The sequence below is a fragment of the Pseudomonas sp. Pseusp16 genome (assembly GCF_047324915.1).
GTDB classification, from domain to species: Bacteria; Pseudomonadota; Gammaproteobacteria; order Pseudomonadales; family Pseudomonadaceae; genus Aquipseudomonas; species Aquipseudomonas fluorescens_CD.
Window position 1 is genome coordinate 5,169,315 of record NZ_CP168522.1, and the last position, 21,317, is coordinate 5,190,631.

General features: G+C 59.0%; 21 protein-coding genes. 6 read left to right on the forward strand and 15 right to left on the reverse strand.

All coding sequences use genetic code 11. The annotated features are described in order from the left end of the window. Window positions 1–129: 129 nt before the first annotated feature. Window positions 130–651 carry a DUF3617 domain-containing protein gene (locus tag ACEN8Q_RS23370; protein WP_413422899.1) on the forward strand — a complete coding sequence of 174 codons (522 nt, stop codon included), beginning with the start codon at window positions 130–132 and terminating at the stop codon, window positions 649–651. A gap of 121 nt (window positions 652–772) precedes the next feature. Here ACEN8Q_RS23370 and ACEN8Q_RS23375 read toward each other — a convergent pair whose 3' ends face one another. The 7 genes from ACEN8Q_RS23375 to ACEN8Q_RS23405 all read right to left on the reverse strand — a co-directional run bounded on the left by ACEN8Q_RS23375 (window position 773) and on the right by ACEN8Q_RS23405 (window position 6,298). After that, the gene (locus ACEN8Q_RS23375) at window positions 773–1,651 is read right to left on the reverse strand and encodes a His/Gly/Thr/Pro-type tRNA ligase C-terminal domain-containing protein (protein WP_413703802.1); all 879 of its coding nucleotides are present in this window, start codon (window positions 1,649–1,651) and stop codon (window positions 773–775) included. Between the two features lie 195 nt (window positions 1,652–1,846). Further along, window positions 1,847–2,407, reverse strand: coding sequence for a carbonate dehydratase (locus ACEN8Q_RS23380; protein ID WP_008018335.1), 561 nt, complete (start codon window positions 2,405–2,407; stop codon window positions 1,847–1,849). Continuing rightward, window positions 2,404–3,279: a metal ABC transporter substrate-binding protein gene (locus ACEN8Q_RS23385; protein WP_413422894.1), complete on the reverse strand. Its 876-nt coding sequence runs from the start codon at window positions 3,277–3,279 to the stop codon at window positions 2,404–2,406. The genes ACEN8Q_RS23380 and ACEN8Q_RS23385 overlap by 4 nt, the downstream gene beginning before the upstream one ends. 11 nt (window positions 3,280–3,290) lie before the next feature. Continuing rightward, on the reverse strand, window positions 3,291–4,157 hold the full coding sequence (locus ACEN8Q_RS23390) for a metal ABC transporter permease (RefSeq protein ID WP_413703803.1): 867 nt from the start codon (window positions 4,155–4,157) through the stop codon (window positions 3,291–3,293). Then, the gene (locus tag ACEN8Q_RS23395; RefSeq protein ID WP_413703804.1) at window positions 4,157–4,825 is read right to left on the reverse strand and encodes a metal ABC transporter ATP-binding protein; all 669 of its coding nucleotides are present in this window, start codon (window positions 4,823–4,825) and stop codon (window positions 4,157–4,159) included. The genes ACEN8Q_RS23390 and ACEN8Q_RS23395 overlap by 1 nt, the downstream gene beginning before the upstream one ends. Next, on the reverse strand, window positions 4,822–5,718 hold the full coding sequence (gene folE2, locus ACEN8Q_RS23400; RefSeq protein WP_413422888.1) for a GTP cyclohydrolase FolE2: 897 nt from the start codon (window positions 5,716–5,718) through the stop codon (window positions 4,822–4,824). Before folE2 ends, ACEN8Q_RS23395 begins: the two co-directional genes overlap by 4 nt. Window positions 5,719–5,920: 202 nt before the next feature. Continuing rightward, window positions 5,921–6,298, reverse strand: coding sequence for a glutamine synthetase (locus tag ACEN8Q_RS23405; RefSeq protein WP_413422886.1), 378 nt, complete (start codon window positions 6,296–6,298; stop codon window positions 5,921–5,923). A 142-nt stretch (window positions 6,299–6,440) separates the two neighbouring features. Between ACEN8Q_RS23405 and zigA the strand changes: the two genes are divergently transcribed. After that, on the forward strand, window positions 6,441–7,646 hold the full coding sequence (gene zigA, locus ACEN8Q_RS23410; RefSeq protein WP_413703805.1) for a zinc metallochaperone GTPase ZigA: 1,206 nt from the start codon (window positions 6,441–6,443) through the stop codon (window positions 7,644–7,646). A gap of 15 nt (window positions 7,647–7,661) precedes the next feature. On the opposite strand, the gene ACEN8Q_RS23415 is transcribed toward zigA, so the two are convergent. Continuing rightward, on the reverse strand, window positions 7,662–8,018 hold the full coding sequence (locus tag ACEN8Q_RS23415; protein WP_413422882.1) for an NADH:ubiquinone oxidoreductase: 357 nt from the start codon (window positions 8,016–8,018) through the stop codon (window positions 7,662–7,664). A 27-nt stretch (window positions 8,019–8,045) separates the two neighbouring features. Here ACEN8Q_RS23415 and ACEN8Q_RS23420 point away from each other — a divergent pair, with 27 nt between their 5' ends. After that, window positions 8,046–9,017: a CobW family GTP-binding protein gene (locus tag ACEN8Q_RS23420; RefSeq protein WP_413703806.1), complete on the forward strand. Its 972-nt coding sequence runs from the start codon at window positions 8,046–8,048 to the stop codon at window positions 9,015–9,017. A gap of 4 nt (window positions 9,018–9,021) precedes the next feature. Here the strand turns inward: ACEN8Q_RS23420 and ACEN8Q_RS23425 are convergent, their stop codons facing one another. Then, complete coding sequence (locus ACEN8Q_RS23425) at window positions 9,022–9,435, reverse strand: DUF3301 domain-containing protein (RefSeq protein ID WP_085716156.1); 414 nt, start codon at window positions 9,433–9,435, stop codon at window positions 9,022–9,024. A 119-nt stretch (window positions 9,436–9,554) separates the two neighbouring features. Here ACEN8Q_RS23425 and pdxY point away from each other — a divergent pair, with 119 nt between their 5' ends. After that, complete coding sequence (pdxY, locus tag ACEN8Q_RS23430; RefSeq protein ID WP_413422878.1) at window positions 9,555–10,427, forward strand: pyridoxal kinase PdxY; 873 nt, start codon at window positions 9,555–9,557, stop codon at window positions 10,425–10,427. A gap of 124 nt (window positions 10,428–10,551) precedes the next feature. On the opposite strand, the gene ACEN8Q_RS23435 is transcribed toward pdxY, so the two are convergent. Continuing rightward, entirely contained in the window at window positions 10,552–11,034 is a 483-nt protein-coding gene (locus ACEN8Q_RS23435; RefSeq protein ID WP_007934430.1) for an acyl-CoA thioesterase, read from the reverse strand. A 287-nt stretch (window positions 11,035–11,321) separates the two neighbouring features. On the opposite strand from ACEN8Q_RS23435, the gene ACEN8Q_RS23440 reads away from it, so the two are divergent. After that, a complete protein-coding gene (locus ACEN8Q_RS23440) occupies window positions 11,322–13,085 on the forward strand; it encodes a cation:proton antiporter (protein ID WP_413422876.1) in 1,764 nt (587 codons plus the stop codon). Between the two features lie 22 nt (window positions 13,086–13,107). Here ACEN8Q_RS23440 and ACEN8Q_RS23445 read toward each other — a convergent pair whose 3' ends face one another. The 4 genes from ACEN8Q_RS23445 to uvrD form a co-directional block, all read right to left on the reverse strand. Next, a complete protein-coding gene (locus ACEN8Q_RS23445) occupies window positions 13,108–13,515 on the reverse strand; it encodes an SMI1/KNR4 family protein (protein WP_057396553.1) in 408 nt (135 codons plus the stop codon). A gap of 138 nt (window positions 13,516–13,653) precedes the next feature. Continuing rightward, window positions 13,654–14,532 (reverse strand): Tim44 domain-containing protein, encoded by an 879-nt coding sequence (locus tag ACEN8Q_RS23450; protein ID WP_413703807.1) that lies wholly within the window; start codon window positions 14,530–14,532, stop codon window positions 13,654–13,656. 179 nt (window positions 14,533–14,711) lie between these two features. Continuing rightward, complete coding sequence (locus ACEN8Q_RS23455; protein ID WP_007989639.1) at window positions 14,712–15,152, reverse strand: EamA family transporter; 441 nt, start codon at window positions 15,150–15,152, stop codon at window positions 14,712–14,714. Window positions 15,153–15,307: 155 nt separating this feature from the next. Further along, complete coding sequence (gene uvrD, locus ACEN8Q_RS23460) at window positions 15,308–17,491, reverse strand: DNA helicase II (RefSeq protein ID WP_095964375.1); 2,184 nt, start codon at window positions 17,489–17,491, stop codon at window positions 15,308–15,310. A gap of 257 nt (window positions 17,492–17,748) precedes the next feature. Here uvrD and ACEN8Q_RS23465 point away from each other — a divergent pair, with 257 nt between their 5' ends. Next, on the forward strand, window positions 17,749–20,619 hold the full coding sequence (locus ACEN8Q_RS23465) for a putative bifunctional diguanylate cyclase/phosphodiesterase (protein WP_413428439.1): 2,871 nt from the start codon (window positions 17,749–17,751) through the stop codon (window positions 20,617–20,619). 53 nt (window positions 20,620–20,672) lie between these two features. Here the strand turns inward: ACEN8Q_RS23465 and ACEN8Q_RS23470 are convergent, their stop codons facing one another. Further along, window positions 20,673–20,987, reverse strand: coding sequence for a hypothetical protein (locus ACEN8Q_RS23470; RefSeq protein ID WP_413428440.1), 315 nt, complete (start codon window positions 20,985–20,987; stop codon window positions 20,673–20,675). Window positions 20,988–21,317 lie beyond the last annotated feature (330 nt).

Here is a 21,317-nt window from a genome sequence, read left to right on the forward strand (position 1 = left end):
GGCTGCCTTGCTCCTGGAGATTCAGTGCTTAACAGACCATGTTCCGTGCAGAATGTCGCTAATTAATTGACCCATGAACCGAAGCGCGTGGCCGACGTCTAACGGCCACAACTGATCAGGAGTTACTCGATGAACGTTCGTCTGCTGGGTTTGGCCATGGCACTGGGTTTGGCACTTCCTGTGGCGGCTCACGCGCAAATGCTGCAACCAGGATTGTGGGAGCTGACCACGAGCAACATGAAGGTCGATGAGCAGAATATGCCGGACCTGCAATTGATCCTGGGTCAGCTTCAGAGCCAGATGACCCCTGAGCAGCGCGCACAGCTGGAAAAGCAGGGCATCACCATGGGGGGCAAAGGGATCCGGGCGTGCCTGACCCCAGAGCAGGTCAGGACCGATAACATTCCGTTGACCGATCCGCAGTCGGGCTGCAAGCAGGAAATCACCGACCGCTCCGGCAATCAGTGGAAATTCCGCTTCAGTTGCCCGAGAGCCCAGGGTGCCGGCGTGGCGACATTCGTCAGTGATCGCGAATTCACCACCAAGGTCAACGGGACGTTCAACGCCACCGGCATTCAGCAGAAAGGTAGCCTCGAATCCCGCGCCGTCTGGTTGGGTCAGGACTGCGGCACGGTGAAGCCAAGAGCCTAAAAGCTTCGTCGGATCGTCTTCGCGAGCAAGCCCACACATTGGTTTTGTGAACACCACAGATCCAGTGTGGGAGCGGGCTTGCTCCGGGCGGCGATCCGACGAAAGCGTCCATCCAGCCTCCCTAGATCCCCGGCCGACTCAACCATTCACACGCCGCCTCGACGGCCATCCGGCCAAAATCCTCCCCCGTACGACTGCGCACACTGACAAACCCCCCGGCCTGTTCTTTTTCGCCAACCACCACCAGGTACGGCACGGTCTGGCTGTGCTGGCGAATCTTGTAGCGGACTTTTTCGTTACGCAGGTCGGCCTTGGCACGCACACCCCGTTGGCGCAAGGATTCGGTCACCGCTTGTGCATAAGTCGCCTGGCGGTCATCCATGCTCACGACGACCACGTGGGGTGGAACGCGCCAGTGCTGCAGTTCCTGGTGGCTGGACCAGCATGTGCCGTAGATCCGTTGTTGCAACGTTCCGCTGATGTGATCGAGGGCAAACGCCTGCAAGACTTTGGTGGTGGGGACATGCGGTCCATGGCTCTGGTATTCGGTGTCCCCCAGGCGGTATAGCGGCACCTCTTCGCGCGGCGGCCGACGGCGGATCGAGTGATTGGTCGCTGCCAGTGACTGCATGCGCGTTTCGATGAGGGGCAGGTCTGCCGGGGTCAGCGGTCGCTCGACTGAAAACTCGTAAAAGAAACCGTCGCCCAATTCCTTTCCCGCGCGCATTTGCGCATGGGGGTGGAGTTGCTTGACCGCCATGGCCAGCATCAATGCACAGGAGCGCCGCAGGATCTCCAGGCCGTCCGGCTCCCGGGGGGTGACAATGCTGACCCGGGCATCCGCCTCGATCATGTATTCGCAGTCCACCAGTACACCATCGACTCGGCCCGCTACGGCTGCGCTGGCCAGTTCGGGGCCGATGCTGGCGGCCACCTCGTGCACGGACAGCGGCTGGTCGTACTCACGCAATGAACCATCGGGCAGGGTGATCTGGATCATGGTCGGCGTACTCTGGTGCTTCTAACGAGCGTTATCGCATAAACCGTAGGGGTTCTGTCATTAAGACGTTTGTCGTGCCAGGCAATTTGTACTGACACGATGGCTGGTTTTGGCCTCCAGTGTGGTGATCGGCAAAATCTGTTCCGCGACCAGTTCCAGCAACGCGGGCATTGCGAATCAGTACGCTGTTCATGGTCAGAACTCGTTTTGCAGGGCTTTGTAGCCCCGCACCAGATCGACGTTTGTGCGCGCCACGTCTTCGGAAAACTCCGAGGCACTGACGCTCACCGGCGGATATTGCGAGAGGTCGGTGTTGGGACCGATCCGCGTGGTGGAAGGCACGTAGAAGGCCGCAGGCAGGTCACGCCCGTCGACCACCGAGTTGTGCCGTACCACGCAACCGTCACCGACCACGCAGTTGAACAGCACGCTGTTGAAGCCTATGAACACTCGATTGCCGACGGTGCAGGGGCCATGCACGATCGAGCGGTGGGCGATGGAACTGAATTCGCCAATGGTCACCGCCGCACCGGATTTTGAATGGATCACCACGCCGTCCTGGATGTTCGAATTGGCGCCGATGGTGATCGGCTGCATGTCGCCCGAGTCATCGACTTCGTCAGCGCGTATCACCGCGTAGGGGCCGACGAACACGTTCTCGCCGATCACCACTTTGCCGCAGATGATTGCCGTTTTGTCGACGTAGGCAGACTCGGCAATCAGCGGTAAATCGCCGGAAGGGTTCTTGCGGATCATGGCTTGCTCAACGCGTTGTACAGGGTGTTGAGGTTGTACTCGAACAACCCGGTGAAGGTGCTGGCCGGGCCGCTCGCCGCAAGGGCATCGGAGTACAGCGTGCCGCCGATCTGCGCACCGCTTTCATCGGCGATCTGCTTGAGCAGGCGGGCGTCCTTGATGTTTTCCATGAACACCGCCTTGACCTTGGCCTGACGAATCTGGGTGATCAGTGCGGCCACCTCGGCGGCCGAAGGTTCGCGCTCGGTGGACAGGCCTTGAGGTGCCATGAACTCGATGCCGTAGGCTTGGCCGAGATAACCGAAGGCGTCATGGGACGTCACGATCTTGCGGTTGCCCGCTGGCAATGAACCGAGTTTGGCCTTGGCTTCGGCGAGCAGGGCGTAGACCTGTTTCAGATACGCCTGGCTGTTGCGTTCATAGTCGGCGGTGTTCGCCGGGTCAGCGGCGATCAGCGCCTTGGTGATGTTGGCGATGTACAGTTCGGTGTTTGCCAGGTTATGCCAGGCATGCGGGTCGGGAACGGTTTCACCGTCTTCATCCAGGCTACGCGGAATGACACCGTGGCTCGCGCTGATGACCGGTGCCCGGGTCTCGGTGCTGGTCACCAGACGATCCAGCCAGGGTTCGAAACCCAAGCCGTTCTTGATGATGAGCCTGGCTTTGAGCAGCGCTTTGGCGTCGTCCGGTGTCGGCTCGTACGTGTGGGCATCCGCGTCCGGGCCGACCATGTTGGTGATCTGAATGTGATCCTTGCCGATCTGACGGGTCATGTCGGCAAGGATGCTGAAGCTGGTGACCACCTGAAGTTTTTCAGCAGCAGACAGCGACATCGACACCATCAAACTGAGCAGCACGAGTAAAGCGCGCATCGGATAACACCTCATTGGGATGTGAGCAAAGGCGGGCGGCGCAGCAAGCCGTGCACCGGTCCGAATACCACGGACAACAGATACCCAGCGCCTGCGACCAACACGATTGCCGGGCCACTGGGCAGCGAGTAGTAGAACGAGATCAACAGGCCGAGCCACACCGAGAGGCTGCCGAGCAAAGCGGCGACGACGATCAGTACCGGCAAACGGCGACTCCAGAAACGCGCTGCAGCGGCAGGCAACATCATCAAGCCGACCACCATCAATGCGCCGATCGCCTGAAAACCAATGACCAGATTCAACACCACCAGTGTCAGGAACACGCCGTGGGCCAGTGGGCCAAGTCGGCTGACGGTTTGCAGAAAAAGTGGGTCGAGGGTGTCGAGCAGCAGCGGTCTGTAGATCAATGCCATGGCCATCAGACTCAGGCCCGAGACCCAAAGCATGCCGGTCAAAGTGGGGCCATCGACCGCCAGCGCCGAGCCAAACAGCAGGTGCAACAGGTCCAGGCGTTTGCCGGCAATGCCGAGAATCAACACGCCACTGGCCAGGGAAATCGGGTAAATCGCCGCGAGGCTGGCATCCTCTCGCAGGCCGGTGCGTCGGGTAATCCAGGCAGCGAGGCCCGCCATACTCAGGCCGGCACCGAGGCCACCGATGGTCAACGCCGGGAGGCTCAATCCGGCAAACCAGAAGCCCAGTGCCGCACCGGGAAGGATGCCGTGGGCGACGGCATCGCCGATCAGGCTCATGCGTCTGAGGATCAGAAACACGCCCAAGGGCGCCGTGCTGCACGCCAGGAGCAAACCACCGAGCAACGCCCGACGCATGAAGACGAACTCGTGGAACGGTTGCCAGAGATGCGTTGCAGCGATCATCAGGCCACCTGCGATTGAGGTTGTTGGCGGATCAGTTCGGAGCTCGGGCCGAATACACAACCGCTGCCTTTGATCAGCAATGTGTGTGGGATGTGCTCGCGGACAGCGGCGAGGTCGTGGCACACAACCACCAGCGTCCGGCCTTCGAAGTGCCACTGATGTATGTGCTTCCAGAGCAATGCCTGGCCGCGTTCATCGAGGGCCGCGTGGGGTTCGTCGAGCAACAGCAAGGGCGCTTCGGTCAGGCTCAATCGGGCGAGCAGGGCGCGTTGCAACTCACCGCCGGAAAGGGCCATCAGGGGGCAATCTTCGAGGCCGTTCAGGCACCAGTTTTCGAGGGCGGCTTTCAGTCGTTGGCTGCGGATTTCCGCTGATTGTCTGTTGCCCCAGAAACCGGCAGCGACCAATGCCTGAAGGCTGATCGGGAATTGTCTGTCCAGGTGTTGTTGCTGAGGCAGGAACGACACACCGCCCCTGCGTGGAACACCCAGCCGTACTTTTCCAGCCAAGGGTTTCTGCAGGCCGGCGATGACCTTCAACAGGCTGCTTTTACCGGACCCGTTCGCACCGATGATGGCGGTCAGGCTGCCCTTCGGCAGTTCGAAGTCCAGCGCCGGCGTGAGTGGCTGTCCCGGTGCGCCCCAACGCAAGGATTGGCAACCAATCATGCTGCCTCCCAGTTGAATCGGCTTTCCGCTACGGCGTCATGGGCGTGCAGGCTTTCGGCGTGGATCACGCGAATGTGGAAGGCGTTAATGCCCGTAGAACGCTTCAGGGCCAGATTCAAACGGCGTGCGGCGTCTTCGCAGAACATCAGGTTCTGACCGTTGGCCAGGGCGAAGGCCTGTTCGTCGGCGCGTTTTACCGCTGTTTGAACGGCTGTGCCGAGTGCGGCTTCGGCGTCGTTGATGACGGCGATCAGAGGCAACTCATCCAGAAAATCAGCCAGCCGTACGCGTAACTTTGCGCTGCTGCGTTGGCTGTGAGGTGTGGCGACGATGCCGTTGGTGGAGCCGAGCCACGCCAAAACGTCAGCGTGTTGCAGCGGTTTGTTGGCGAAATCATCGACGAATTGCTGCTGAATCAGCTGTCGAGAAAGGGCCGCAGAACACGGACAGGTTGAGGAATAAAGCAGGTCGATTTTTAGTTCCACGTGGAACATCGCATTTTTCAAACGCGCTTCGATGCTCACCGGATAACTTTTCCAGCCCGCCAGTGGGCTGATCAGCGCCGGTCTTTTCAGCAGCACATCGGCGTGAATGGTTAAGTGAGCGCTGCTGGACAGCCCTTCATGACTCTCAAGAAAGCGCTGCAAAACCCGGCGCAATAAGGCCGGTGAAAGGCTTTCCTGCTCCAACAGTTCAAGTGCCAGATAGAGCCGTGACATGTGAATGCCGCGCGCATTGCCGTCGTCGAGACTCACGCCGGCATCGGCCTTTGCATTCAATCGTTGGCCATCAAACAAAACAGGAAGAGCAATGCCGCACATGCCCACCCACTCCAGTGGCAGGGCTTGGCGTGAGGCCTGCGTGGCGATATCCGGCAGAGTCAGCGCATTCATGAGCAGGTCCATCGTGGGAGTTGATTTGACATGTTATAGTATAACAATTAAATCGACGATGCCTTTTTCATGAACAGGTCTTCATCGACCACCGTGGCACCAGCCTCAGCGGTGATCTCAGTCGTTGGCCCAGGGCAGTACCGTACTTGGCAGCCTGGCGGGTATCACCACGTTGCATCAGAGGCGCGTGGAGCAGGCTGGCCTAACACCCAGCGATCCGGCTGCAGGTGAACTTGGCGCTGCTGCCGCCGGAGCTGGAAAACCGGTTGATCGTGGTCCAGCCGACGCGCTGGTTGTAGCCAACCCACGCCTCGCCATCGGAAGCGATACCGGTGAAGAACGTGAACTGGCCGTAGCGGCTGTTGGTCTGCACCCAATAGCGTTTGCCGGCCGTTTCGAACCCACGCAGATAGATCGTGCTTCCGGCGGTGTTGACGCTGTAGGCGTTGCCATCCGCATCCACGCAGGCCAACAGGTTGGCGCTACGAGTGCACCTGGCCAGGCTCGGGACCTGGGCCATCGCGTCGGCAGCCACCAGCAGGGACAGCGTTATCAATGCGGGTTTAAGGGCGTTGCGCATGAGCTTTCTCACGAGGGGAGCGGCGTTCAGCATCCTGTCCTTTGCCCTACTGAGCAAGAGGGGATGGTCTATTTTAATCGTTACAGTATAACATTATGTAGGCCCGGCACAGCGACCGGGCATCCCTGTGAGGAATATGCAGATGTCCAATCGACTCCCCGTGACCGTTCTCTCCGGCTTTCTTGGTGCCGGAAAAAGTACACTTCTTAATTACATACTACGTAATCGCGATGGTTTGCGGGTTGCAGTCATCGTCAACGATATGAGCGAAATCAACGTCGATGGCACCGAAGTCCAGCGTGATGTCAGTCTTAATCGGGCTGAAGAACGGTTGGTGGAAATGAGTAACGGGTGTATTTGCTGTACGTTACGTGAAGATTTGCTGGAGGAAGTGAGTCAGCTCGCCAGGGAAGGTCGCTTCGACTATCTGCTGATCGAGTCCACCGGTATTTCAGAACCGCTGCCGGTGGCGGAAACCTTCACCTTCCGCGATGAAAACGGGCAGAGCCTCAACGACATCGCACGTCTGGACACCATGGTCACGGTGGTCGATGGCATGAACTTCCTGCTCGATTACCAGGCTGCCGAAAGCCTGGCCTCCCGAGGCGAAACACTTGGAGAAGAAGACGAGCGTTCGATCACCGATCTGTTGATTGAGCAGGTCGAGTTCGCCGATGTGATTTTGCTCAGCAAGGTCGACTTGATCAGCAGCCACGAACGCGAGGAACTGATCGCCATACTTCAACGGCTCAACGCCCAAGCGGAAATCATTCCGATGGCAATGGGCGAAATCCCTTTGAATAAGATTCTAAACACTGGTCGTTTTGACTTCGAAAAGGCGGCCCAGGCACCGGGATGGTTGCAGGAACTGCGCGGCGAACACGTGCCGGAAACCGAAGAATACGGCATTGCTTCCAGCGCTTACCGGGCTCGCCGGCCGTTCCACCCGCAGCGTTTCTTCAACTTCATCGACGGGTCTTGGGACAACGGCAAGCTGCTGCGCTCCAAGGGCTTCTTCTGGCTGGCGAGCAAGCACATGGACGCCGGCAGTTGGTCCCAGGCCGGTGGTTTGATGCGCTATGGTTTTGCCGGGCGCTGGTGGCGTTTCGTACCGAAAAACCAATGGCCGCAGGACGCGGAAAGTACCGCCGGGATCATGAAAAACTGGTCCGCCGACAGCGGGGACTGTCGCCAGGAGCTGGTATTCATCGGCCAGAACATCGACTTTACGCAGCTCACGGCCGAACTGGACGCATGCCTGCTGACCGATGAAGAAATGGCGTTGGGCGAAGAGGGCTGGCGTTTGCTGCCTGATCCATTCGGCCCCTGGTACGAAGAGGTTGCCTGATCCTCTATGGGTGCTTCAAGGCTTGAGCCAGGTGCCTTGGCTGCGAGTCTCGCAGTACGGCTGTAAATACGCCGTGTCAGTGGCAACGCCGTAATAGTGAATATCCTGTCGGTAGGGCATATTGGCGACTCGGGCGTTGCTGCAGATACCAAATGCGCCGCCGGGGCACTGATCGACATACCGGACCTCGACTTTCTGCCCCGCCAGGTTCGGCTGGCAGAAGCCATCGGCGAAGAGTTTTGGCGGGATGTTGCGGTTCTGCTGGCAAACCTGGACATCAAGCCGCTCGGCCTGGCTGTGAACCACGCAAGCCTGGGCCTGTGCCTCGCCTGAAACGAGTGCCAGGAGCAATGACAAGCCAATCAACCGCATCCATCACCTCCTCAGAAATCATCGACCATGCTGCAGAATATCCCCACTCATGTCATTGCCGGCCCGTTGGGCGCCGGCAAGACCAGCCTGATCAAACACCTGCTGGCCCAGCGCCCGGCTGGCGAGCGCTGGGCGGTGTTGATCAACGAGTTCGGCCAGATCGGTCTCGATGCTGCGCTCCTGACCCGGGATGCAGATGGTATCGCACTGGGCGAAGTGGCCGGAGGCTGCTTGTGTTGCGTCAACGGCGCACCGTTCCAGATTGGTCTTGGGCGTTTGTTGCGCAAGGCACAGCCGGATCGGCTGTTCATCGAGCCCTCAGGGCTGGGGCATCCGGCACAGTTGCTCAGGCAATTGAGCGAAGCGCCGTGGCAAGGCGTGTTGGCTGTTCAGCCTTGTGTACTGGTGTTGGACGCCCAGGCGCTTGCTGCAGGCAAACCGCTGCCGCAGGCGCAACAGCAAGCGCTGAGCCATGCGGGATTGTTACTGCTGAACAAATCTGAAGGTCTCGAAGAAGAAAGTCGCCAGCGAATCGCCAGGCAATTGCCGCCGACTCCTCTGCACTGGACGCAACAGGCGGTTTTACCCTTGAGCGAGTTGCCGGGGCTGAAAGCCAAGGCGCTGGAGGGTGTGGACAACTTCGTTGTGCCCAAGGGATTGGCGCAGATGCCGGCTGTCTGGACTGATCCCGCGTTGCCCATCTGCTTGAGTCAGGAACAGGACGGTGGCTGGAGCATCGGTTGGCGCTGGCATTCGAGCCAGGTGTTTGATGCCGCCCTGGTCTGCCGCTGGCTGGAAAGCCATGGCTGGCAGCGGGCGAAGCTGGTTATCCACAGTGTGCAAGGGTGGGTCTCGGTGAATGCGGTGGATAACTCGGTGCTGGACTGGCGGCCCAGTGAATGGCGGCAGGATTCGCGTATCGAGCTGATTTTCAGTGAGCCGCAGAATGCAGAACGACTGCAGAGTGAGCTTGCAGCGTGTCGATCCGAACCGGGTTAATGGCTCAAGGTCGCCACTTGGTATGTTCCTGACGCCACTGGCTCAGCTCGATCACTTCTGCGCGAGGCTTCACCACCTCGACCGGAGGTTCGGTTTCGTCGAATGGAACCGGGTAGGGCGCCAGTTCAATCTGTGCGCTGTGAGCGCCGAACTGGGTGATGGTGCCGTTGTGGCGGGTTTCGCCGGTCACGGTGAATTCGAAGTTGTACACGCGGGCCAGGCGCCGCCGACCACTGGCATCCCGGATGAACGCTATTCTTTTCAAGGCCACGTTGCCGTCCAGCAATTCGATCCCGAGTTTGCTGCAGTGCTGTTTGACCCGCTCCAGCGCGCGTTCGCGCAAGCCGTGATTGTGCCAAAGCCATGCGCCGGCAGTGGCGAAAAGCATCAGCACGAATATATTTCCAAGGGTCAGCATCAACAGGGTGCTCCAACAAGATAGTGTCAGCTTAACTGCGTCGCTGGTCTGTCGTACAGGCTGCGTTTAGTCGCATACTGCGCGGCTAGAATTTCAATCGTTTTACGGAAATCCACCGCATGAAACGTACTCCGCATTTGCTCGCTATCCAGTCCCACGTGGTATTCGGTCACGCCGGCAACAGTGCCGCGGTTTTCCCGATGCAACGGGTCGGGGTGAATGTCTGGCCGCTCAACACCGTGCAATTCTCCAACCACACCCAGTACGGTCAGTGGGCCGGTGAAGTGCTGGCACCGCAGCAGATACCGGACCTGGTCGAAGGCATCGCGGCGATTGGCGAATTGGGCAACTGCGATGCGGTGCTCTCCGGTTACCTCGGCAGTGCGGCCCAGGGCCGGGCGATCCTGACGGGAGTGGCGCGGATCAAGTCGATGAACCCCAAGGCGCTTTACCTGTGTGACCCGGTCATGGGGCATCCGGAGAAGGGTTGCAGTGTTCCGGCGGAAGTCGGTGATTTTCTGTTGGAAGAGGCCGCCGCCGTGGCGGACTTCATGTGCCCGAACCAGCTGGAGCTGGACAGCTTCTCCGGACGCAAGCCGCAATCGCTGTTCGATTGCCTGGCCATGGCGCGCGTTTTGTTGGCGCGCGGCCCAAAAGCGGTCCTGGTCAAGCATCTGGACTACCCCGGTAAACCGGCAGAGGTCTTCGAGATGCTGCTGGTGACGACCGAAGGCAGCTGGCATTTGCAGCGCCCGTTGCTGGCGTTTCCGCGTCAGCCGGTGGGTGTGGGCGATCTGACGTCCGGGTTGTTCCTGGCGCGTGTGCTGCTGGGAGACAGTCTGGTAGCCGCGTTCGAGTTCGCGGCATCGGCGGTGCATGAAGTGCTGCTGGAAACCCAGGCGTGTGCCAGCTACGAGTTGGAACTGGTTCGGGCTCAGGACCGGATTGCCCATCCGCGGGTGCGGTTCGAAGCGAGCTCGATCAGCCTCTGATTCAGCGTTGCCACCATTCGTCGGATCGCCGCCCGGAGCAAGCCCGCTCCCACACAGGACAACTGTGGGAGCGGGCTTGCTCGCGAAGGCTATCTAAAGAACACCATCAGCCCGCCAGGCACACTCAGGCGTCGCCCTTGATTTCCTGATAGCGCTTTTCCAGCTCCTGACGAATCTGCCGACGCTGCTGGGCCTGCATATAGCGGCGCTTGTCTTCGCTGTTCTGCGGTTGCAGCGGCGGTACCGATGCAGGTTTACGCTGGTCATCCACCGCAACCATGGTGAAGAAGCAACTGTTGGTGTGACGCACCGAGCGCTCGCGGATGTTCTCGGTCACCACTTTGATACCCACCTCCATGGAGGTGTTGCCGGTGTAGTTGACCGAGGCGAGAAAGGTCACCAGTTCGCCGACATGGATCGGCTCACGGAAAATGACCTGGTCCACCGACAGGGTCACCACATAGCGGCCGGCATAACGGCTGGCGCAGGCGTAGGCCACTTCGTCGAGGTATTTGAGCAGGGTGCCGCCGTGAACATTGCCAGAGAAGTTGGCCATGTCTGGGGTCATCAATACCGTCATCGACAGCTGGGCGTTTCCGGGTTCCATAGCATTCTCACGGGTCAAGACCAGGTTTGAGGGATGCACCTCTGCGGGTGCCTCAGCGGTTTTTTCAAACCAACAGTTATCGGGACGCCGGGTGCGGAGTCGCCGTCACGCCGGATCGATCTGTTTCCATATATTGCACCGCCTTTCTGCCAGAAGTCGCGGTGTTACCCTGCAAAAAAGCTCTGCTTCAAGGGCATTTCCTACACGCAATCCAGATTTTTGTTCTGTTCGATCAGACTTTTCCTGCGTCCGGGGATCGAGCAATGCCATCCAGGGAGTCTCACACCATGCATGCCATCAGTTTCATTCAGGATCTGGCAGTGATCATGTTGATCGCAGGTGTGGTCACCGTGGTTTTCCACCGCCTGAAACAACCGGTGGTGCTGGGATATATCGTCGCCGGCTTCATCATTGGCCCGCACACCCCGCCATTCGGCCTGATCCATGACGAACAAACCATCAAGACCCTGGCCGAACTCGGCGTGATATTCCTGATGTTCTGCCTGGGCCTGGAGTTCAGCCTGCGCAAGTTGTTCAAGGTCGGCGCCACGGCATTCATCGCGGCGTTCCTGGAAATCGTGTTGATGATCTGGATCGGCTACGAGATTGGTCGCTGGTTCGACTGGAACACCATGGATTCACTGTTCCTCGGTGCGATCCTGGCGATTTCCTCGACCACCATCATCGTCAAGGCACTCAACGATCTGAAGTTGAAGAACGAGCGATTTGCACAGCTGATATTCGGGGTGCTGATCGTCGAAGACATTCTGGGTATCGGCATTATCGCATTGCTGTCCAGCATCGCCGTCAGCGGTACGGTCAGCTCCGGCGAAGTGTTTTCTACCGTCGGCAAACTGTCGCTGTTCATGATCGTCGCATTGGTCATCGGCATTCTGATGGTGCCGCGGTTGCTGGCCTACGTGGCCAGATTCGAGAGCAACGAAATGCTGCTGATTACCGTGCTGGGCCTGTGTTTTGGCTTTTGCCTGCTGGTGGTCAAGCTTGAATACAGCATGGTCCTCGGGGCGTTCCTGATCGGCGCGATCATGGCTGAATCCCGACAACTGCTGAAAATCGAGCGCTTGATTGAACCGGTTCGCGATCTTTTCAGTGCGATTTTCTTTGTAGCCATCGGGCTGATGCTCGATCCGGCGATCCTGCTTCAGTACGCCTGGCCGATCGCCGTAATCACCGTAGCCGTGGTGCTCGGCAAGATGTTGTCCTGTGGCCTTGGTGCGTTTATCGCCGGTAATGACGGACGCACCTCGCTGCGAGTCGGGATGGGTCTTTCACAGATTGGCGAGTTCTCTTTCATCATTGCGGCACTCGGCATGACGTTGCAGGTCACCAGTAACTTTCTATACCCCGTGGCTGTGGCGGTTTCGGTGATCACGACCTTACTGACGCCTTATCTGATCCGCGCGGCTGATCCATTGTCTATCAAGCTCGCCGGCGCCATGCCGGAACGCCTGGGACGGGTGTTGGGGATGTACGGCGAATGGCTGCGCAGCATCCAGCCTCAGGGTGAGGGCGCGTTACTGGCATCCATGATTCGGAGGATTTTGCTGCAGGTGGGAGTCAATCTGGCGCTGGTAATCGCGATCTTCTTATCAGGTGCGTTCTTCGCCGAGCGTATGTCGGCTTACCTGCAAGGCTGGATCAGCGACCCGAGCTGGCAGAAGGCATTGATCTGGGGCGGGGCGCTGTTGTTGTCGCTGCCTTTTTTGATTGCGGCGTACCGCAAGCTCAAAGCACTGTCGATGTTGCTGGCGGAAATGGGCGTTAAGCCAGAGATGGCCGGGCGCCACACGCAGCGAGTGCGCCGGGTGATCTCCGAAGTGATCCCGATCCTGTCGCTGCTGGTGATCTTTTTGCTGCTGGCAGCCTTGTCGGCCAGTATTCTGCCGACCAACAAGTTGCTGGTACTGATCGCCGTGGTCGCGGCCGCCGTGGCGGCGCTGCTGTGGCGCTGGTTCATTCGTGTGCACACGCGGATGCAGGTGGCGTTGCTGGAAACCCTCGACAATCACAAGGAGTCGTCCAGGCATTGACCACCTTGCGGCGTTGGTGGGATCAGCTTTCCAGCCAGACGTCCCGCGCCCAGTGCCACACGGACTCCCAGGTTTCTTCGGCGATCAGCTCTTCTTCGGCCTGCCAAAGCACCACGGTGCCGTCCTCTTCGACCAGGTAGTAGTCATCACCGACTTGGCAGATAGGAATCATGCTGCGATCAACGCCAGCGTCCCAGGCGTTGGCGGCAACGTCGGGCAGGTAGGTGTGGGATTGCGGGTCGGTCACGGTGACCGGTTCCAGGCTACCGTAGACCACGTCGCTGACGGTCAGCAGAAACTCTCTGAAGACGAACGGAATGTCGATGAACAGTTGTTCTTCGATTTCGACCAGCAGGTCTTCGTCGGGCAGTTCCAAGGGGACCGGTACCGGTTCGTTGGCTTCACGCAGTTGTTCGATGATTTCTTCCACGTCCGGGATCCTCTTGCTTGTATGGCGCGGTTTATATGGGGCGGTTTATACAGTAGCTCGCTATAGATGCAACCGTGAAATAGAAAACCCCGGCCGAAGCCGGGGTTTTGTTTACAGCAGCTGAAGTTCTGCGCGGGATCAGCCGTTCTGGCGGATACCGGCCACCAGCCAAGGCTGGTTTTCGCCTTGGGCGCGTTCCATGTTCCAGCTTTCGCTGAAGACTTCGCCCTGGTCGAAACGCGAGGTTTTCGACACGCCAGTGAAGGTCAGGGTGGCGATGGTCTTGTCGGCGCGATCGTCCACACCGTCCAGTTGTACATTGAGGTTATCAATGTAGGTGGACTGGAAACCGTCGCCCAGGTCGGCACGTTCGCGCTTGAGGAATTCCAGCATTTGCGGAGTGACAAATTCGGCGATCTTGTCCATTTCGTTGGCGTCCCAGTGCTGTTGCAGGGACTGGAAGTGATTGCGTGCCGCTTCGACGAAGTTCCTTTCGTTGAACCAGGCTGGAGCATTGATCACTGGACGGGCGGCAACAGGCGCTGCCGAACCACCGAAGATGGAACCGCCGGCCGGCTTTTGTTCGAACGCTTCACGCTGCATCGGCGCATGGCCGGCCGGAGCGTAATGCTCCTGCTGCTTGCGACGACGGGCGGCGATAAAGCGGAAGACCAGGAACGCGATGACGGCCATGATCAGGATGTCGAAGATCTGCATGCCCTGGAAGCCGCCACCCATGAACATGGATGCCAGCAGGCCACCGGCGGCGATACCGGCCAGAGGGCCGAGCCAGCGCGAAGCGCCACCGGCCTTGGCAGCGGCGCCAGCGGCACCGGCAGCACCAGCGGTCGCCGCGGCGCCGCCCATGCCTGGAGAAGAAGGAGCCATCTGGCTGGTCTGGTGCGTCGGCGCAGCGCCTGCGCTTTTGCCACCACCGAAGCGCTTGGCGGCATTGACGTCGAGACTCATCGTCAGGCCGATGCACAACGCCATGGCGATGCTAAGAAAACGTTTCATAAAGGGAATTCCCATTTGTGGAAGGCACGCGCGCCATGTTGCACAGCTGAAGTGTTACTGGCTAGCGGCAGAGTGTTTCGGGCTTTTGCCTGACAGGTCGTGTTCAGCTTCAGTCAGCGCAATAAGGCCTTTTGATTTTGATATGTCAGATGAGTGGAAAAGTTTTGTAGGACGTTCGCCTAGCGTCGTAGGGCCAGCATGACGACCCCGGCCGTGATCAGACCGATTCCGCCCCATTGGCGCAGGTCGAGTTTTTCTCCCAGCAGAACCACGCCCAGTATGGCGACCAGCACCACGCTGAGTTTGTCCACTGGAGCGACCAGTGAGGCCGGACCGACCTTGAGTGCGCGGAAATAGCAGATCCACGACGCCCCGGTGGCCAGGCCCGACAACAACAGGAACAGATAACTCTTCGCAGAGATCGATCCCAATGACTGATATTGGCCCGTGGCGTACAAAATCAAGGCCAGGCTGACCAATACCACGATCGTACGCAGCAGGGTGGCGAAGTCGGAATTGACGTTTTCGATGCCGACTTTCGCGAAAATGGCGGTCATCGCCGCGAAAGCCGCGGATAACAGGGCCCAGAATGTCCAGGAAGAAAAAAAGCCCGAGCCCATGACGGTTCCTTGATTGCTTACATGAAACTGGAGACTACACAGAACCTTGTGGGAGCGGGCTTGCTCGCGAAAGCGGAGTGTCAGGCAACCTCAATAGAGACTGACCCACCGTATTCGCGAGCAAGCCCGCTCCCACATTGATCCTTCTGCGAGCTTTAGATCGCTTCCAGCTTGGCATAACCCAGCATCAGCCACTTGCTGCCTTCGCTGAAGTTCACCTGTACCCGGGCCTGGGCCCCGGCGCCTTCGAAGTTGAGGATCACGCCGTCACCGAATATCGAGTGGCGCACAGTCTGGCCCAGGCTGAAGCCGGTCTGCGGAATCTCGCTGCCGCTGAACAGGTTGCTGCCACTCATCGACTGGTTGCCACCGAACGGACGGCTGACGCTATTGGACAACCGCACTTCCTGGATCAGGCCTTTCGGAACTTCGCGTACGAAGCGCGACACCTTGTTGTAGGTCTCGCTGCCATACAGGCGGCGGGTTTCGGCGTAGGTCATCACCAGATTCTGCATGGCCCGAGTGATGCCGACATAGGCCAGACGACGCTCTTCCTCAAGGCGGCCGGGTTCTTCCAGGCTCATCTTGTGCGGGAACAGGCCTTCCTCCATGCCCACCAGGAACACGTAAGGGAATTCCAGGCCCTTGGCGCTGTGCAGGGTCATCAATTGAATACTGTCTTCGTGCTCGTCGGCCTGGGTGTCGCCGGCTTCCAGCGACGCATGACCGAGGAAGGCCGCGAGCGGCGTCAGGTCTTCGTCTTCTTCGCTGTTTTCGAAGTTGCGCGCGGCGCTGACCAGTTCCTCAAGGTTTTCTACCCGGGCCTGGCCTTTCTCGCCTTTTTCCGCTTCGTGATAGGCGATCAGCCCCGACTGCTCGATGACGGTCTGGGTCATCAGATGCAGCGGCATTTCCATGCACTTGGCAGCGAGGTTCTCGATCAGCTCGATAAACGCGCCGAGGGCACCGGCTGCACGACCGGTCAGGCCTTTGTTGGCTACCAGTTGGCGCATCGCTTCCCACATCGACACGTCGCTGTGGCGCGCATGGTCGCGGATCGCTTCGACGGTTTTCTCGCCGATGCCGCGGGCTGGCACGTTGATGACCCGTTCCAGTGCCGCGTCGTTGCCCCGTCCTTCAAGTAACCGCAGGTAAGCCATGGCGTTCTTGATTTCGGCGCGTTCGAAGAAGCGCTGACCGCCATAGATACGGTAGGGAATGCGCTCGCGCAGCAAGGCCTCTTCCAGAACCCGCGACTGGGCGTTGGAGCGGTACAGAATCGCGATATCGCTGCGAGACAAGCCGGTTTTCAGCGCGCTTTCGATGGTTTCGACAACGTAGCGGGCTTCGTCGTGTTCGTTGAAGGCGGCGTACAGGTTGATCGCTTCGCCGTCGCCGCCGTCTGTCCACAGCTCCTTGCCCAGGCGCCCGGTGTTGTTGGCGATCAAGGCGTTGGCTGCCTTCAGGATGCCGGCGGTGGAGCGATAGTTTTGCTCCAGGCGAATGGTTTCGGCGTCCGGGAAGTCTTCGGAGTACTGGTAGATGTTCTCGATTTTCGCGCCGCGCCAGCCGTAGATCGACTGGTCGTCGTCGCCCACCACCATCAGGCTGTCGCCACCCTTGGCCAGCAGGCGCAACCAGGCGTACTGCACGGCGTTGGTGTCCTGGAACTCGTCCACCAGGATGTGCCGGAAGCGCTTTTGATAGTGAGCGAGCAGGCCTGGGTGATCGCGCCACAGATCGAGGGCGCGCAGCAGCAATTCGGAGAAGTCGATGACACCCGCACGCAGGCAGGCGGCCTCGTAGGCTTCATAGATGCCGCGCATGGTCGCCAGGAACAGGTCACCGCTGGCTTGAATGTGTTGCGGACGCAGGCCTTCGTCTTTCTGCCCGTTGATGAACCACTGGGCCTGACGGGCCGGCCAGCGTTGCTCATCCAGGCCGAGCTCGCGGATCACCCGCTTGACCAGCCGTTGCTGGTCGTCGCTGTCGAGAATCTGGAAAGTCTGGCTTAAGCCCGCTTCCTGCCAGTGCGCCCGCAACAAGCGGTGCGCCAGGCCGTGGAAGGTGCCGACCCACATGCCGGCCGGGTTGATACCCATCAACTGCTCGATGCGCTGGCGCATCTCGGCAGCAGCCTTGTTGGTGAAGGTCACCGACAGGATGGAGTGGGGCGAGGCGTTTTCGACCTGGATCAGCCAGGCGATACGGTGCACCAGCACTCGGGTTTTACCGGAACCAGCACCGGCCAGGACCAACTGACGACCCACGGGGGCCGCTACGGCCTGGCGTTGGGCATCGTTGAGGGAGTTCAGCAGAAGGGAGAGATCATCGCGCATCAGGGCATTCTAGGGGGACGCGACACACCGGGCAAACTCCGCTTCGCTTTAGCCGATGAAAGTTATGCGAAGGACGACCGGTCGGTCATCGGCTGCAGGCGTTGGCGGGGCGAGTCTTCAGCGTTTTCAGGGGGCGTCGGCGACTGAAAAATTTGGCGATTTATTGATCAGCAGCAGTTTGGTCCGGGCAATTGCTTGTGTATGCTCCGAGCAGTTTCGGGCTCATGCTCATCATTATAAGAACAAGAACATCGCCTATGACCCTCAGCTTCGACCTGTCGGGCCCCATTGTGGAACCCCGGGAGATCCGTAAACAGTACGCCATGGAAATGGCGGTCGAACGCACGCGCCTGTTGTATCAGGGCTCGCTGCTGCCCACGTTGTTCATGCTGATCAATGGCCTGGTCTGCGCCGGTTTGCTCTGGAGTCCGCAGCGCTACTTCCTGGTCAGTGTCTGGCTGGTGTGGTTGTTGTCACTGGTGGCATTACGGGTGATTCAGGTCGCAGCCTTCGACTCGGCAATTCCCAATCGACAGGCCCATCCCATTTGGCGAAGGATGTTCTGGCTGGGCTCCGGCCTCACCGGCCTGACCCTGGCCGGTGCCGGCATCGCCCTGGCTCCCGCCGACAACTTCATTCAGCAAGCCTGGGTCTTCGGCCTCATCGGCGCCGCAGCGCTTTCGGCCAGCGTGGCTTATGCGGTCAGTTTGCCGGCCTTTCTGTCTTTTACCTTGCCCTGCCTGTTGCCGGCCATCGCCTATATGTTTTTTGGGGGGGGCGAGCAGCAGCAAGGTTGGGGCTGGTTCGGGCTGATTCTGCTCGGTGCATTGAGCGTGGTTGCCTGGCAGGTCAATCGATTGATCGATCGGGGCTTGATGCGACGCTTTCAGAATCAGGCACTGATCGAGCATTTGCAGCAGGCGCAAAGCTGCAGTGATCAGCTCAATCAGAAGCTGGCCAAGGAGATCGAACAGCGCCGACGGGCCGAGGACGAGTTGCGGGAGATTCAGATCGACCTGGAAAACCGTGTCGCTCAGCGCAGCCTGGAGCTGGACGCTGCCAACCAGGCGCTGAGCAAGAGTGAGGCGCGTCTGGCGCTGGCATTGAAGGCCAGCGAGTTGGGGTTGTGGGACTGGAATCTGCAAACCGACGAAGTCCATCACACGCAGATTCAGGAATTGTTCGGCCTGGAGCCGGAGCAGGTCACCGCATTACTGCGTCACCTCAAGCCGCGCCTGCATCCCGAGGATCTTCCTGCGCTGAAAAGGGCGCTGGTCGAGCATATGAAGGGCCGCACCGAGGACTATCAGATCGAGTATCGCGTACGGCATGGCGACGGCCACTGGGTCTGGATCGAGGACCGTGGGCGGGCGGTCGAGCGCGCCAAAAACGGCCGGGTGATTCGCATGGTTGGCACTCGCCGCGACATCAGCGTCAGCAAAGGCCTGGAAGAACAGCGGCAACTGGCGGCGACCGTTTTCGAGGCGGCCAGCGAAGGGATCGTGATTTTCGATCCGAACTACGCCCTGATCGCGGTCAATCAAGCCTTCAGTCGAGTGACCGGCTATGACATCGAAGACATGATCGGCCGCAATGTCGTTGAGTTGCCCTGCAGCCGCGATGCGCGTCGGCATTACGCCGCAATACATCAGGCGCTGGAACAGCAAGGCAGCTGGCAGGGCGAATTGGTGGAAACCCGCAAGAACGGCGAGATGTATCCGCAATGGCTGCAACTGAATGCTGTGCGCGATACCCGGGGAAATGTCAGCCATATTGTGGGCTTCTTCGCTGATCTCTCCGCCCGCCGGGAATCCGAAGAGCGGATGCGCTATCTGACCCATTACGACGAACTTACCGGTCTGGCCAACCGCTCGATGTTCCGCGAACGACTCAGCGAGGCTCACCAACGAGTGCGACAGGGCGGTTATCGCAGCCTGGCGTTGCTGCACATCAATCTCGATCGGTTCAAGCAACTCAACGACAGCCTTGGGCATGAAGTCGCCGACCAGTTATTGCAGAAAATGGCCCGGCGACTGGTGAATGCATTGCCTGAGGCAGACACCATCGCGCGCCTTTCCGGTGACGAATTTGCCGTGCTGTTCAATTCCTATGGCAACCTTTCGAGCCTGGCCCGGGTGGCGACTCGTCTGGCGAGCAAGTTGCGTTTGCCCGTCACCATCGACGGCCATGAGCTGGTGGTCAGTGCGTCGATGGGTATCAGCCTGTTGCCGGACAGCGCCCGGGAAATATCTGCATTGGTCAGTCAGTCGAACATGGCCATGCAACACGCCAAACACCTGGGTGGTAATAACTTCCAGTTTTACACCGACAGTCTGCAAGCCAGCACGCTGGAGCGCTTGCAGTTGGAAAACCATTTGCGCAAGGCCGTCGAAGAGCAACAGCTGAAGGTGTTTTACCAACCCAAGCTGTGCCTTGCCACGGGCAAGCTCAATGCCGCCGAAGCCTTGGTGCGCTGGGATCATCCGACCATGGGCCGTGTGCCGCCGGGGGATTTCATCGGCCTGGCTGAAGAGACTGGATTGATCGGCCCGATCGGTGAGTTCGTGTTGCGTCAGGCCTGCTGGCAAGCCTGTGAGTGGCAGCGGCAGGGGCTTGAGCCGATCCGGGTGTCGGTCAATTTGTCGGTACACCAGTTGCGCCAAGGCAAGCTGGTCAGTCTGGTGCGACAGGTCCTGGAGGAAACCGCGCTGGCACCGCACCTCCTGGAGCTGGAACTCACTGAAAGCCAGTTGCTCGACAGCGTCGAACATATCATCGCTACTTTCCAGCAATTGCGAGATCTAGGGGTGAAGCTGGCCATCGATGATTTCGGCACGGGGTATTCGTCCCTGAGTTACCTCAAGCGGATTCCGGTGGATTACGTGAAGATCGACCAGGCGTTTATCCGCGGATTGGGTGAGGGCACTGAAGACGCGGCGATTACCCGGGCAATCATTGCCATGGCACACGGCTTGTCGTTGAAGGTCGTGGCGGAAGGGGTCGAACGACGCGAGCAGCTTGAGTTTCTCAAGAATGAGCTCTGTGACGAGGTGCAAGGCTATCTCATCAGCCGGCCGGTCGAGGCGGATGGGCTTGCGGCGCTGCTGCGCGAACAATCCATGGATTGAAAAGGTGCTTCCCGCCGGTTGTTTTCCAGAGCCGACGGGAAGTCGATGTGTACTTAGCTGGAAATCATGACTTCATCGATATGGTGCAGCAACTCTCCTTCGTAGAAGATACTAACGCCACTGACGTTAGAGTCTCCCATTGTTTTATATTCGATGAATTTGTCAGTTAAGACATGCAGTGTAATATCCTGAGGTATTGCAAGTACCAGATCCAGTCGCAGATCAAAGGACTTATCCTGAATATCGCTGAGTTCCAGTTTTGGTATAACGCGGGGATCGGCAACGGTTACGGTGCCATTGACGCGGAAAGACTGGCTCCCAGGCATTCGGTCGATTTGTGCGGTCCAGTCTTTGGTTTTAATACTCATGGTTTGTAACTCCAGTAATTAGTTATATTGCTTCCTGCCGAATTAATATATCCATCTGAAGTTGCGAGCGATAAGTTTTTTAGTTTGGCTTTGTAAGGTTGTGTGTTCCGGTATTTATCATCTGAATATCGATATGCAAGCATTAATGGTGGGGGCGCTGCCCGTCCAGTGATGTCGCGATGGTGCGCCTGAGCGTCGAGCGCGAGTGCTACATGAGGCGCGGGCACCTGAAATCGAGGGATCCGGTTACGCATTGAGCAGGCAAAAAGCCGATTCATGTAGTATAACTACAAGCGTGCTACATCCCCGGCACCTGCCAATAACAAAGAG